The sequence below is a fragment of the Polycladomyces subterraneus genome, from assembly GCF_030433435.1.
In the GTDB taxonomy this organism is placed as follows: Bacteria; Bacillota; Bacilli; order Thermoactinomycetales; family JIR-001; genus Polycladomyces; species Polycladomyces subterraneus.
Window position 1 is genome coordinate 1 of sequence record NZ_JANRHH010000004.1, and the last position, 12,785, is coordinate 12,785.

A 12,785-nucleotide genomic window follows, 5' to 3' on the forward strand; every position below is an offset into this window, starting at 1 on the left:
CGACACCGTGTAGAAGTCGCCATTTTTCTCGACTTTCAGGTTCTGATTGTTGAACGAACACCACATCTTCCTGAATACCCGAGCTTGTTGGTGTTTCTTCTGCGATCTCACATCCCGGATCGTTTGGTTAATGATGGCAGACGGGAACTTCTCGTTAGAAAACTCCTTGAAAATCTTGCTGGTCGCCTTGTTCACGTCGGGACGAAGCAAGAGCCAGTTTGCAAACTCCGTGTTGATCTGGGTCATTCGTTCATACATGGCCTGTTTGAATTTGGTTGGTTTGAATAGTTCCAGCTTGAGTGTGATGGTGGACATCCATTCACCCCCTTTTCTTTTGTTCTTCCACATATCGCTGGATCGTTTCACTTGAAACGTCCAGCCGTACTAAAAAGAATGAGCATGTCCACAAGCTGGGCAAATGAGAGCTGGGCAAATGAGACAAGTGATTGAATTCTTGCCTCAGTTTTCTAGTAGTCATCCACTTCAATTTTGCCATGATGTCAGATGGCGAATCACTGGGTCGGCAGTTTAAAAACAGATGACAGTGATCTGGCATCACTTCCATGGCAAGGATATCCCAGCCGTTTTCCTGACAGATGTGTCTTTCACCAACTGTTTGAATCGCTCTTCCACTTGGTATATCAACACTTTTCTGCGATAACGTGAGCAGAAAACAAAGTGGTAGTAAGATACCGTCTTTTTCGTCCTTCTGTATGCTTGTCCCATGGTTTTAGTTGTATCAGTATTTTATTAATACTGCAACAACTAAAAACAAAAAATGTTGCTCTAAGCGCCCTTTTCAGAGGGCACCGAGCAACGCCTTTCATCCCACAATTAAAACCGTGGGCTTTCAGATGACTTTTTCTATAAATAGCGGCAAGCGATGGCTTCCCCCGTCCTCCCTACTTGGCGCCGGTCATCCGGTTTCCGTCTTTTCATCGCTTCACCCCGTCGACCGGGTGGTTCGTTCCACTTGTTGCACCATCTCGCGAATCGGCGCGAAACTGCGCCGGTGCAATGGGCACGGTCCCCACTCGGCCAATGCCGCCAAATGTTCCGGTGTCGCATACCCCATATGTTTCTCAAAACCGTATTGCGGATAACGTGCTGCTTGCTCGATCATCCACTGATCCCGCACCGTCTTGGCGATCACCGAAGCGGCAGCGATGGAGTGGGAGAGTTGGTCCCCCTTGATGATGGCATGTTGCGGAATCGACAGATCGGGTACTTTCACCGCATCGACCAGCAATTGATCGGGGCGAATCGGCAAATCGTTAACAGCCCGACGCATGGCCTCGTATGTAGCCTGCAAAATGTTGTATGTATCGATGAAATCCGTTTCCACGATTCCGATCCCGATGGCCACGGCATGATGTTCGATCCGTTTCCGCAGCGTCGCCCGCTCTTCTGCCGACAGTTGCTTGGAATCATTGAGTCCTGTCGGATCAAAGTCTTCCGGCAAAATGACAGCAGCAGCAACCACCGGCCCGGCCAGTGGGCCTCTCCCCGCTTCGTCGATCCCCGCGATCAGTCGGCACCCCTGTTCCCGATACATCCGCTCAAACCGCCACATTTCCTCCAGGCGTGCCGCTTCCTTACGCTCCTGCTCCCGCTTGCGTAGATAGTAGGCCACCAGTTTTTGCACACCGACCCGCTCATCCCGTTTCAGTTGTGCTAAAAAATTGTCAGTGACCTCACCCTGTTCCAAACGCTTCTTAATGGACTGAATCGTTTCCGGGACTCTCATGCGCCGATGATTCACCTTCTTTCTGCCAATCGTCCGGGAGTTCCAGAGAGATGCGACCGATTCGACCAGAGCGAATCTCGTGGACCACCAGTTCCGCCGCCTTCTCCAAATCCACTTCCCCGCCTTTTCGCATGCATCCCCGGCGTCGTCCCACTTCTTCCAACATCCATGCGCCTTCCTGCATCTCGCCCGGCGCGATCCCGTAGCGCTCCTGTAACAAAACCGGATAGCGGTTCACCATATATTGCAAAGCAAAGGCCGCAACCTCCTCCAGCGGCAGGATTTCCTCTCGAATCGCCCCGCTGGCTGCCAGGCGCAAACCCACCAGTTGATCCTCAAATTTTGGCCACAAGATCCCCGGCGTATCCAGCAACTCCAATGCGTTGCCAATTCTAATCCACTGCTGTCCCTTCGTCACCCCCGGACGATCGCCGGTCTGCGCTGCATTTCGTTTAGCCAACCGGTTGATCAATGTCGACTTGCCCACATTGGGGATACCCAGGATCATGGCACGGATACGGCGAGTTCGGATGCCTTTGCGAGCCAATGCCGCAAATTTCTCCGCCAAAAGCATCTCACACCGCTTGGGAATTTGGGCCACTCCTTTTCCAGTCGTCGCATCCACCGGCAATACATCCAACCCCAACCGGTTGAAGTGACTCACCCATGCTTCTGTGGCCGTGGGATCAGCCAAGTCGGTCTTGGTCAATAGTACCAGCCGCGGCTTTTTGCCGACCAATCGATCGATCAGGGGATTGCGGCTGGACATTGGTAGACGGGCGTCCAACAACTCCAACACCACATCCACCATTTTCATCTTTTCTTCGACCTGGCGTTTCGCCTTGGCCATATGACCGGGAAACCACTGAATCACCATGTGACCACACCTTTTCTACCACAACACGCGAAAATCGTTGAGCGGCCAGAAGACGACATCCGCCCTTCCTACGATCTTGTCCACCGGGATCGGCCCCAATTCCGGGTCCCGGCTGTCGCTACTGTTCATACGATTGTCGCCCATGACGAACACATGACCCTTGGGGACTCTTTGCAGTTTGATATCATCCGTGCGTGTCGACAGGTACGGTTCGTTGATACTATGGCCGTTGACCCGCACGACGTTGTTTTGGGCTTCGATGGTGTCGTTTTCAACTGCGATGACCCGCTTGATGTAATCTTTGTGACCGGGGGCTTCAAATACGATGACTTCCCCACGTTTGGGCATACGGTACTGGTAGACGAGTTTGTTGACCAACACGAAATCGCCGTCATGCAATGTGTTCATCATAGACGGGCCGGAAACATTGAACGGTTCAAAGATAAAATAACGGATAATCAGCGCCAGGACCACCGCGATGACCAACGCCTGCAACCATTCCCATGCTTCATTTTTTCCGCGCCTTTTGTGCCTGGCGGATCGTGAGGGTAATTGGTTCATGAAGCTCCTCCTGCCTTGCGATCACAAACGAAATCTGAAATCGTGCAGAATAACGGGCGACACGGAACTAATGAATTTTCAGTATATATGCGGGAAAAGGGCTTGAGATGCCAAGCCCTTACGCCACCATTCGATCAGGAATGGATTTCTTTGATTCGCGCTGCTTTCCCGCGGAGCTTCCGGAGATAGAACAGCTTCGCACGACGCACTTTCCCGCGCCGAACCACTTCAATTTTCTCGATCCGCGGAGAGTGCAGCGGGAAGGTCCGTTCCACACCTACGCCATAGGACACTTTGCGGACGGTGAAGGTCTCGGAGATTCCGCCTCCACGGCGTTGAATCACCACGCCTTCGAACACCTGTACCCGCTCCCGTTGCCCCTCGATCACTTTGACGTGAACACGCAACGTGTCACCGGGGCGAAATTCCGGGATGTCTTGCCGTTTTTGGCTTTCAGTCACTTTTTGAATCAACGGATGCATCGTTTTCACTCCTTTCCTTTCCCACTTCTAAACCCGTATCTCAAGTGATCCCGATTTGCCGCACGAAAAAGGAAAACACGGGAAATATTGTACCACAATGGGGATCAGTTGCACAAACCTACGGCTTACTCACCGGAATCTTCCTCCAGTTTTCGCAGAAACGCCCGGTCTTCCTCGGTCAGCCGGGCGGTCCGGAGTAGATCCGGTCTGCGCTCCCAGGTACGTCTGAGCGCTTCCTGCCGGCGCCAACGTTCGATATTTTGGTGATGTCCAGACAGCAGCACGTCCGGAACTTTCCACCCGCGAAATTCTGCGGGGCGAGTGTACTGAGGATACTCGAGCAATCCAGTGGAGAACGAATCATCTTTGGATGACGATTCGTTGCCCAAAACACCCGGTAACAGCCGGATCACGCTGTCCATTACCACCATGGCCGGCAGCTCGCCGCCGGTTAGTACGAAATCGCCGATCGAGATTTCATCCGTCGCCAAGTGTTGGCGAATGCGCTCGTCGTAGCCTTCGTAATGGCCGCAGATCAAGATCAGACGACGGTGCTCAGCCAACTCCTCCGCCTTTTTCTGGGTGAAACGGTCCCCCTGCGGTGTCATCAGGATAATCGGCGGGCGCTTGGGTTCGTCCTGCAACAGGTGTTCCACCGCACGAAACAAGGGTTCCGGTTTCAGCACCATCCCGCCACCGCCGCCATACGGCGTATCATCAACGGTGCGGTGTTTGTCCGTGCTGAATTCGCGGAAATCCACAACCGAAGTGGATACGATCCCTTTTTCATGGGCTTTTTTGACGATACTCGACGAAAGAAATCCGGTAAACATCTCCGGAAACAAGGTCAGTACGTCGAAATGCATACGAACCACGTCACGCCAGTCCTTCCATCCACTGAATCACCACTTGTTTTGATTCGGGGTCCACTTCCTTCACCACATCGTCGATATACGGGATCAAGATGTCCTTGCCCCCGTCCGACGGTGCCACCACCCACACGTCGTTGGCGGGCAACTGAAGAATTTCCCGCACCGTGCCGATGTTTCGTCCTTCCGTGGTCACCACCTGGCAACCTATGATTTCATGGAAATAAAATTCCCCTTCATTCAGATCCACGGCATCAGCGCGTTCCACCACCAGCTTTCCGCCCTTGTACGGTTCCGCCTGATTGATGTCGTCCCATTCCCGGAACTTGATGATCACCACGCGCTTGTGAGGGCGGCTTTTCTCAACGGTGAGGGGAAGCGGTTCCCTCAGGTCGGGATGGGTGAGCAACAACCGGCTTCCCTGCGCGAATCGCACTTCCGGGAAATCGGTGTGAGGGTAGACGCGCACTTCCCCGCGAATACCGTGTGTCGTCACCACTTGGCCGACCAACAAATGTGTTTGTTCATTCATGAATCGGGGTCCCCCCCTGCGGAGTCTCAGACGATTTCAACCACGACGCGTTTGTCCTCTTTCACTGCGGCCGAACCGACCACCGTGCGCAACGCTTTGGCCACTCGTCCCTGCTTGCCGATCACTTTGCCCATATCGTCTGGCGCGACGGAGAGTTGGTACACGATCGTGTTATCCTTTACCTGCTCCGTCACCCGCACTTGGTCCGGGTGGTCCACCAACGCTTTGGCGATCAGCTCGATCAGCTCTTTCACTTCCATTCCCCCCTGGCTACACGAAAACGGGGTGCTTACTTACCGTATTTGGCTTCGTGCACTTTTTTCAGGATACCCACTTTGCGGAACAGGTTGTTCACCGTGTCCGTCGGTTGGGCACCATTGGACAGCCATTTCAAGGCTTTTTCCTCATTGATGTTGATTTGCGCCGGCTCGGTCAGCGGGTTGTAGTACCCGATTTCTTCGATGAAACGACCGTCGCGCGGGGAACGGGAATCAGCTACCACCACGCGGTAGAACGGCGCTTTTTTGGCACCCATCCGTTTCAGGCGAATTTTCACTGCCATTCGTCTTCACCTCCTTTTACAGAGTCAAAGGATATTCACTGCGGCATGAAGGGAAAACGGAATCCGCCGCGTTTCTTTTTCTTGCCGCCTTTGGTCATGGCGGAGAATTGCTTCATCATCTTTTTCATATCCTCAAACTGCTTGATCAACCGGTTGACATCCTGTACGCTCGTCCCGCTTCCCAATGCGATCCGGCGACGCCGGCTGGCATTGAGGATTTCGGGGCGCTGTTTTTCCTTGGGTGTCATCGAGCGGATGATCGCTTCGACCCGGGCCAGCTGCTTTTCATCAATCTGCAGGTTTTTCATCCCCTTGAGCTGACCCATGCCGGGGATCATCCCCAGCAGTTCGTCGAGCGGTCCCATTTTGCGCACCTGCTGCAGTTGCTCCAAAAAGTCGTCGAAGGTGAACTGCTGGGTACGCATTTTCCGCTCCAGCTCTTTGGCCCGTTCCTGATCGACCGCAGCTTGCGCTTTTTCGATCAGGGTCAGCACGTCACCCATGCCCAGGATTCGGGAAGCCATCCGTTCGGGATGGAACGGTTCAAGCGAGTCGAGCTTCTCACCCATCCCGACGAATTTGATGGGACAGTCGGTGACGGCTTTGACCGACAGGGCGGCACCGCCGCGGGTATCCCCGTCCAGCTTGGTCAGCACGACACCGGTCAATCCCAATTCGCGGTGGAAGTTTTCCGCCACATTGACCGCATCCTGACCGGTCATCGCGTCAACGACCAACAAAATCTCATGAGGCTGAACCTCTTCACGGATTTTCCGGAGCTCCTCCATCATCGCCTCGTCGACGTGCAGCCGACCAGCGGTATCGATCAGGACGACGTCACAGCCTTCCTCCTTGGCCCGGGCAACTCCTTCCGCAGCGATCCGGACGGGACTTTCCTTGTCCCCCATTGAAAATACCGGAACGCCCACCTGTTCCCCCAGCACCTGCAGCTGGCGAATGGCCGCCGGCCGATAGACGTCGCCCGCCACCAACAATGGCTTGCGGTTCTGCTTTTTCAACAGACGCGCCAGTTTGCCGGTCGTCGTCGTTTTCCCGGCCCCCTGCAGACCGACCATCATGATGACGGTCGGCGGGCGCTGGGCGAAAGTGAGTTTGCTTTGCTCCCCGCCCATCAGCCGAGTCAGCTCTTCGTTCACCACTTTGATGACCTGCTGGCCGGGTGTGAGGCTTTTGAGCACTTCCTGCCCAACGGCGCGTTCCCGAACACGGTCAACAAACTCTTTGACCACTTTGAAGTTGACGTCAGCTTCTAACAGGGCAAGGCGCACCTCGCGCATTGCCGCCTTGACGTCGGCTTCCGTCACTTTGCCTTTGCCGCGCAATTTTTGCAGGGCGGCCTGCAGTCGTTCGGACAATCCTTCAAATGCCATTGTGCCGCCTCCCGCACAGGCTTTTTTCGAGACCCTAATCCAGATCCAACAGCGCATCCAACAGCGGCTCGATCTGTGCTTTCCCTTCGGGATGCACTTCCAGCCGCTTCCGTATCTCATCCGCGATGGCAATCCTGCGGTTGTGTTTCTCCAACAAGTGCAATCGCTGTTCCAGATCTTCCAGCGCGGTCTGCGCCCGTCTGATCGCTTCAAACACGGCTTGACGGGAAATACCGTGATGTTCGGCGATTTCCCCCAGAGACCAATCCTCGTGATAATACAATTCCAACATGGCTCGTTGCTTCTCCGTCAACAACGGACCGTAAAAATCGTACAACCAATTGATCCGGTTGGTTTTCTCCAACATGCGGAGTCACCTCGCAACAAGCCCGTCAAGGAAATGCCCTTTACAGGGTAACACTCTATCACGTCCCGCGTCCGGTGTCAAGGTTTTCTCCTTGATATCTTTCATTCCGCCTCTTCCATCAGCCGTGACTGGCCGAACAAACCGTGGACAAACTGTTCTGCGTCGAATTCCTGCAAATCCTCCATCTTTTCTCCCAAACCGACCCATTTGACCGGCAAATCCAGCTCGTTTCGGATGGCGATGACGATACCGCCCTTGGCTGTGCCGTCCAGCTTGGTCAACACGATCCCGCTGACGTTGACGGCCTGGCTAAACGTTTTGGCTTGTTGCAATGCATTTTGTCCGGTCGTGGCGTCCAGCACAAGTAACACCTCGTGCGGTGCGCCCGGCACTTCCCGCTGAACCACCCGATACACCTTTTTCAACTCTTCCATTAGATTCACTTTGCTGTGCAGGCGTCCGGCCGTATCGCACAAAAGGACGTCCGCACCGCGGGATTTGGCCGCCTGGATGCCGTCGTACACCACGGCGGCGGGATCCGCACCCGCTTGGTGTTTGATGACATCCACCCCGACACGTTCCCCCCAGGTTTCCAGCTGCTCGATCGCACCGGCTCGGAACGTATCTCCCGCTGCTAATACCACTTTTTTGCCTTGGGATTTCAGTTTGTGCGCCAGTTTGCCGATGGTGGTCGTTTTGCCGACCCCGTTGACCCCAACAAAGAGGATGACGGTCAACCCTTCGTTGTTCATGGCAAGGGACGGTGTCACGTCATCGGTTTTCATCATTTCCAGGAGTATTTCCGACATCAAGGGTTGCAGTTCGGCCGGATCCTGGATTTTGCGCTCTTTTACCTCTTGGCGCAGGCGGTCGACCAGCTCCATCGTCGTCGAGACGCCCACATCGGCGCTGATCAAGATTTCCTCCAATTCTTCGAACAGCTCTTCATCAATTTTATTGCGCCGCAGGATCAGATCTTCCATCGCCCCGACCAGGGACGAGCTGGTCTTGCTCAGGCCGGAGACGAATTTTTGCGTCACCGACTCCGTCGTTTTGGACACCTTTTCCTTCAGTTTCCTGAAAAAATTCATCGTTGTTCTCCCTCCTTACGCGCGGCTGGCGGCCACCTCCACCTGCTCCTCGAAGTCCTCCAGCTTGACGGACACCAACTTGGATACCCCGGATTCCTCCATCGTAATGCCGTAGAGGACATCAGCCCCTTCCATCGTCAATTTCCGGTGAGTGATGACGATGAACTGGGTGTTTTGGGAAAACTCCCGCAGATAACGAGCAAACCGAGCCACGTTGGCATCATCCAACGCTGCGTCCACCTCATCCAGCACGCAAAACGGCACCGGTTTCACGCGAATCACGGCGAACAGCAACGCAATGGCGGTCAATGCCCGTTCCCCGCCGGAGAGCAAGCCCAGATTTTGAAGCTTTTTGCCTGGGGGCTGAGCCATGATTTCGATACCGGTCTCCAGCAGATTGTCCGGGTCGGTCAGGTGAAGATCTGCCCGTCCACCCCCAAACATTTTAACAAATACGTCCTGGAATTCGGTACGGATCGCTTCAAAACTCTCCAGGAAACGGCGGGACATCTCCGACTCAATGTTACGGATGACTTCGTAGAGCGTGTTTTTCGCCTCAATCAGGTCATTTTGCTGTTGCTCCAGAAATTCGAGGCGTTCCGTCAGCCGTTTGTATTCTTCGATCGCTCCGAGATTCACCTCGCCCAAGGAGGCGATTTTTTGTTTGAGAGATCTCACCTCCCGCTCAGCTTGGGACGGATCTTCCGGAACGGAGAACCGTTCGCGGGCCAGTTCAAAGCTCATCTCGTATTCTTCCGCCAATTTCTCCAACAAGTGATTCAATTCCACGTCCATCCGGTTGACCTTGATTTCATGTTGCCGGAGTTGATCCTCTTGTTTGCGCAGGGTTTGTTGCACCTCACGCAACTCCCGCTCCAGCTCCTCCCGCTGACGATACCATCCGTCCCGTTTTTTGCGCGCTTCATCCAACTGGGCTTGCGTCTCGGATTTGACTGTGCGCAAATCGCCGGTTGACGCTTCCAGCTGTTCTGCTTCACTCCGGTTGCGTTCCAATTCCGCGTCCAACCCTTCCCGCTGTTCCATCGCAGCACGGAGTTGTTCGTCCAACCGGTCCAGCTCTTCCCGAACACGCGATCCGTTGGTCTTCAGGTATTCCTTTTCCTGTGTCAACCGGGCCACGGTCACTTTCCATTCTGTGATCATGCGACCCACTTCGTCTTTTTCGGTGGCCTCCCGGCGAACTTCCGCCTCCAACTCTGCGATGGCGGTTTGGCATTTCTCCGCTTCCTGTCGCAGTGTCGCAAGCCGCTCGGCTAGCTCCGTTTGCTTTCGGCCGATTTCAACCAATTCCGCATCTGTTTTTTCCCGTTCTTCGCGTACCACATGCAACCGTTCGGCGACCGACCGGTGTTCCACTGCCTTTTCCCGCTCAGATGCATGCAGCTCCTGTTTACGGGCCCTGTGTTCCTCCCCTTGGCGGCGCAATTGTTCCAATGCTTGTTCCCACGCCTGATGGCGATTCTCCAATGCGTCCACCCGTTCCCCGATGTCGCGCCATTCACGTTCTGCTTCCCGCAGACGGGTTTCCAACTCCTCCAATTGACGTGTGCGTCCTAACAAATTGACCTTGGATTTTTGCCGGCTGCCACCGGTCATGGAACCGCCCGGGTTGACGACGTCGCCATCCAATGTGACCACCCGGTAACGGTAGCCCAATTGACGGGCGATCGCATTGGCCTTCTCCAGGGTACGTGTGACCACCACTTGTCCCAGCAGATTTTCCACGACCGAACGGTATCGATCATCCGATTTAACGAGATCAGCCGCGATGCCGACAAAGCCGTCCACACTGCGCAGGCGGTCTGCCTCATGAGCAGGGAAATGGCGCGGTTGGATGACTTCCAACGGGAGGAACGTAGCACGTCCCAAACCGTTTTCCTTCAGGAAGCGAATCCCCTTGCGGCCATCCTCTTCCGTGTCGACTACCAAATGTTGCAGGGCACCGCCCAGCGCCGTCTCCATCGCCGCTTCATATTCCGCGGGTACCTGAATCAATTGGGCCACTGCGCCGTGAATGCCCTTCAGTGCCGCGTGGCCGCGATCGCGAGCTTTTAAGAGCTCTTTGACACCTTGAAAAAAGCCGGCGTGCTCAGCTTCCATCTCCTTGACGATCTCGTGACGCGAACGGAGGGCATCCACTTGTTGTTCCGCTTGCCGGAGCCGTTTGGCCATTTCGGCCAATTCGGCCTCCCCCGCTTTTTTCTCATCCAATGTGCGCCGGTAGTCATCAGCTACCGTTTCCAACATCTGTTCCACTTCAGCTGTTTCGCGCCGGAGCTGTTCCATCCGATCAGCCAGCGACCGCTCCGTTGCGACCAGCTGCTTTTCTTGTTCAGCCAACTCTTCGAGCCGACGCTCGGTTTGCACTCGTCGATCTGTCAGGTGACGCTCTTCGCTTTGCAAGGCGGTGATCTCATTGGTCAATTCCCGGTAACGGTCACGAAGCCGCTCCAGTTCTACTGCGCGATCGTCCCCGGTCGCGGCCAGACGGGCTTCCGCTTCCCGCAGACGGGCTTCGGCCTCCGCCAATTCGGCCTCTTTTTCCCGCAAGCGCTCGTCGTTAACGGACTGTTCCTCCCGCAGACGAACCATGGCTGACTGGAGTTCTCCAATGCGCGAGACGGTCTGCGCATATGCTGCTTCTTGGTTGCGAATCCGCTCCAGCAGGACCTCTCTTCGCCCTTCCGCTTTTTCCAGTTCTTCACTCACCTGCAGCAACCGAGTTTGAAGTGCTTCCATCTCTTCCTCATGTCGGCTGATCTCCCAGCGCAGAGATTCCAGTTTGGCCTCACGTTGGCTGACTTCGGCGGACAGATCCACTTGCCCGGTTGAAAACGACTCCACTTGCTTGGTCGCTTCTTGCCAAGCCTGATGCAAGGTTTCAATCTTATGTACATACAAGCCGATTTCCGTTTGTTCCAATTGCGCGCGCCATTCTTTGTACTGTGCCGCTTTCTCCGCCTGTTCCGCCAATGGCGCAACCTGGTCCCTTAGCTCCAGTACCAAATCGTTGAGCCGGGCCAGGTTTTGTTCGGTAGCGTCCAGCTTTTTTTCCGCTTCCTTTTTCCGCGATTTGTATTTGACGATTCCAGCCGCTTCCTCAAAAATGGCACGACGATCTTCCGATTTGGTGCTCAGGATGTCGTCGATGCGCCCTTGACCGATCATGGAGTAGGCTTCCTTGCCGATCCCGGTATCCATGAACAACTCGGTAATATCCTTCAAACGGCATGGTTGCCTGTTGAGCAGATATTCGCTTTCTCCCGAGCGATAGACACGACGGGTGACCGTCACTTCTGAATAATCAAGGTTCAATTTTCTGTCCGCGTTGTCGAACGTGATGGAGACTTCGCAGAACCCGACCGGCTTGCGCGAATCACTGCCGGCGAAAATCACGTCCTCCATCTTGGACCCCCGGAGCGATTTGGCGCTTTGTTCTCCCAGCACCCAGCGGATGCCGTCGGTCACATTACTTTTGCCGCTTCCGTTGGGACCGACCACGGCGGTGATGCCGGGGACGAATTCCAATTCGGTCTTATCCGCGAACGACTTGAACCCCATCATCTCCAACCGCTTGAGATGCACGTGCTAGCCTCCTTTCGCTCGAGTTTCACGATCCGGACTTATTTGCCCGGCAACCGCTTCCACCATGGTGTGACGATCGGACAAAGACCACCCTTCCACCATGAGAGACAACGGATCAGCCGGGCAAGTTCATCCGAACTGCACTATTTTACCACATAACGGTTATACCGGGAACTCAGGTGCAAATATTACAAATCGATTTGCAAAAGTTCTTTACACACTATCCTCTCTTTCCCGCTTCGATCCTCAATTCCAGGACGTGCCTGATCACATCCGAAGGTGAAACGAATTATCGACACACCTACATCGACTAAAGTTCACAAAATGCGCTTTCCCAGCGGCACCTCCCGGTCGGGACGGATCAACGCCACCTCTCCGTCATCCAACACCACTCCGAGTACCAACACTTCTGAAATGAAGTTGGCTACTTGACGCGGCGGAAGGTTGGTAACGGCGATCACCTGTGTGCCGACGAGTGTATCGGTTTCATACAGCTTCGTGATTTGGGCGCTGCTTTTCTTCACGCCCAATGGCTCTCCGAAATCGATCCACAGACGGTATGCCGGTTTACGCGCTTCCGGGAACGATTCCACCCGCACAATCCGTCCCACTCTCATCTCGATCCGTTCAAAATCGGCGTAGGTAACCATTGCCTCACTCCTCTTCGGGTGCTGATTTCTCCAACTGATCAGCGGTGCGG

At 54.7% G+C, this 12,785-nt stretch carries 13 protein-coding genes and 2 pseudogenes; all 15 read right to left on the reverse strand.

From position 1 onward, the window contains the following. Positions 1–315 (reverse strand): annotated as a pseudogene (locus NWF35_RS00430) (RNA-guided endonuclease TnpB family protein); the annotation flags it as partial. A gap of 4 nt (positions 316–319) precedes the next feature. Beyond that, positions 320–726 (reverse strand): annotated as a pseudogene (tnpA, locus tag NWF35_RS00435) (IS200/IS605 family transposase). Positions 727–943: 217 nt separating this feature from the next. After that, positions 944–1,747: a ribonuclease HII gene (gene rnhB / locus NWF35_RS00440; RefSeq protein ID WP_301237144.1), complete on the reverse strand. Its 804-nt coding sequence runs from the start codon at positions 1,745–1,747 to the stop codon at positions 944–946. Further along, on the reverse strand, positions 1,716–2,624 hold the full coding sequence (gene ylqF, locus NWF35_RS00445) for a ribosome biogenesis GTPase YlqF (protein WP_301237145.1): 909 nt from the start codon (positions 2,622–2,624) through the stop codon (positions 1,716–1,718). Before ylqF ends, rnhB begins: the two co-directional genes overlap by 32 nt. Positions 2,625–2,639: 15 nt before the next feature. Beyond that, complete coding sequence (gene lepB / locus NWF35_RS00450) at positions 2,640–3,185, reverse strand: signal peptidase I (RefSeq protein WP_301237146.1); 546 nt, start codon at positions 3,183–3,185, stop codon at positions 2,640–2,642. Positions 3,186–3,319: 134 nt separating this feature from the next. Continuing rightward, positions 3,320–3,667: a 50S ribosomal protein L19 gene (gene rplS / locus NWF35_RS00455; RefSeq protein WP_205492419.1), complete on the reverse strand. Its 348-nt coding sequence runs from the start codon at positions 3,665–3,667 to the stop codon at positions 3,320–3,322. Between the two features lie 125 nt (positions 3,668–3,792). Beyond that, entirely contained in the window at positions 3,793–4,533 is a 741-nt protein-coding gene (gene trmD / locus NWF35_RS00460; RefSeq protein ID WP_301237202.1) for a tRNA (guanosine(37)-N1)-methyltransferase TrmD, read from the reverse strand. Positions 4,534–4,543: 10 nt separating this feature from the next. Further along, positions 4,544–5,068: a ribosome maturation factor RimM gene (gene rimM, locus NWF35_RS00465; RefSeq protein ID WP_301237147.1), complete on the reverse strand. Its 525-nt coding sequence runs from the start codon at positions 5,066–5,068 to the stop codon at positions 4,544–4,546. 26 nt (positions 5,069–5,094) lie between these two features. Next, on the reverse strand, positions 5,095–5,328 hold the full coding sequence (locus tag NWF35_RS00470) for a KH domain-containing protein (RefSeq protein ID WP_435873791.1): 234 nt from the start codon (positions 5,326–5,328) through the stop codon (positions 5,095–5,097). Between the two features lie 29 nt (positions 5,329–5,357). Next, the gene (gene rpsP / locus NWF35_RS00475) at positions 5,358–5,630 is read right to left on the reverse strand and encodes a 30S ribosomal protein S16 (protein ID WP_301237149.1); all 273 of its coding nucleotides are present in this window, start codon (positions 5,628–5,630) and stop codon (positions 5,358–5,360) included. 35 nt (positions 5,631–5,665) lie between these two features. Continuing rightward, the gene (gene ffh, locus NWF35_RS00480; RefSeq protein WP_301237150.1) at positions 5,666–7,021 is read right to left on the reverse strand and encodes a signal recognition particle protein; all 1,356 of its coding nucleotides are present in this window, start codon (positions 7,019–7,021) and stop codon (positions 5,666–5,668) included. A 34-nt stretch (positions 7,022–7,055) separates the two neighbouring features. Further along, a complete protein-coding gene (gene ylxM, locus NWF35_RS00485; protein WP_301237151.1) occupies positions 7,056–7,388 on the reverse strand; it encodes a YlxM family DNA-binding protein in 333 nt (110 codons plus the stop codon). 101 nt (positions 7,389–7,489) lie between these two features. Next, positions 7,490–8,479: a signal recognition particle-docking protein FtsY gene (gene ftsY / locus NWF35_RS00490; RefSeq protein WP_301237152.1), complete on the reverse strand. Its 990-nt coding sequence runs from the start codon at positions 8,477–8,479 to the stop codon at positions 7,490–7,492. A 15-nt stretch (positions 8,480–8,494) separates the two neighbouring features. Then, positions 8,495–12,085 (reverse strand): chromosome segregation protein SMC, encoded by a 3,591-nt coding sequence (gene smc / locus NWF35_RS00495; protein ID WP_301237153.1) that lies wholly within the window; start codon positions 12,083–12,085, stop codon positions 8,495–8,497. Between the two features lie 317 nt (positions 12,086–12,402). Continuing rightward, positions 12,403–12,735: a tRNA-binding protein gene (locus tag NWF35_RS00500; protein ID WP_301237154.1), complete on the reverse strand. Its 333-nt coding sequence runs from the start codon at positions 12,733–12,735 to the stop codon at positions 12,403–12,405. Positions 12,736–12,785 lie beyond the last annotated feature (50 nt).

What these genes read in the sequence shown, in the direction of transcription:
- rnhB (WP_301237144.1), bottom strand. Translation starts at nt 1,747, where the DNA reads ATGAGAGTCCCGGAAACGATTCAGTCCATTAAGAAGCGTTTGGAACAG.
- ylqF (WP_301237145.1), bottom strand. Translation starts at nt 2,624, where the DNA reads ATGGTGATTCAGTGGTTTCCCGGTCATATGGCCAAGGCGAAACGCCAG.
- lepB (WP_301237146.1), bottom strand. Translation starts at nt 3,185, where the DNA reads ATGAACCAATTACCCTCACGATCCGCCAGGCACAAAAGGCGCGGAAAA.
- rplS (WP_205492419.1), bottom strand. Translation starts at nt 3,667, where the DNA reads ATGCATCCGTTGATTCAAAAAGTGACTGAAAGCCAAAAACGGCAAGAC.
- trmD (WP_301237202.1), bottom strand. Translation starts at nt 4,533, where the DNA reads ATGCATTTCGACGTACTGACCTTGTTTCCGGAGATGTTTACCGGATTT.
- rimM (WP_301237147.1), bottom strand. Translation starts at nt 5,068, where the DNA reads ATGAATGAACAAACACATTTGTTGGTCGGCCAAGTGGTGACGACACAC.
- NWF35_RS00470 (WP_435873791.1), bottom strand. Translation starts at nt 5,328, where the DNA reads ATGGAAGTGAAAGAGCTGATCGAGCTGATCGCCAAAGCGTTGGTGGAC.
- rpsP (WP_301237149.1), bottom strand. Translation starts at nt 5,630, where the DNA reads ATGGCAGTGAAAATTCGCCTGAAACGGATGGGTGCCAAAAAAGCGCCG.
- ffh (WP_301237150.1), bottom strand. Translation starts at nt 7,021, where the DNA reads ATGGCATTTGAAGGATTGTCCGAACGACTGCAGGCCGCCCTGCAAAAA.
- ylxM (WP_301237151.1), bottom strand. Translation starts at nt 7,388, where the DNA reads ATGTTGGAGAAAACCAACCGGATCAATTGGTTGTACGATTTTTACGGT.
- ftsY (WP_301237152.1), bottom strand. Translation starts at nt 8,479, where the DNA reads ATGAATTTTTTCAGGAAACTGAAGGAAAAGGTGTCCAAAACGACGGAG.
- NWF35_RS00500 (WP_301237154.1), bottom strand. Translation starts at nt 12,735, where the DNA reads ATGGTTACCTACGCCGATTTTGAACGGATCGAGATGAGAGTGGGACGG.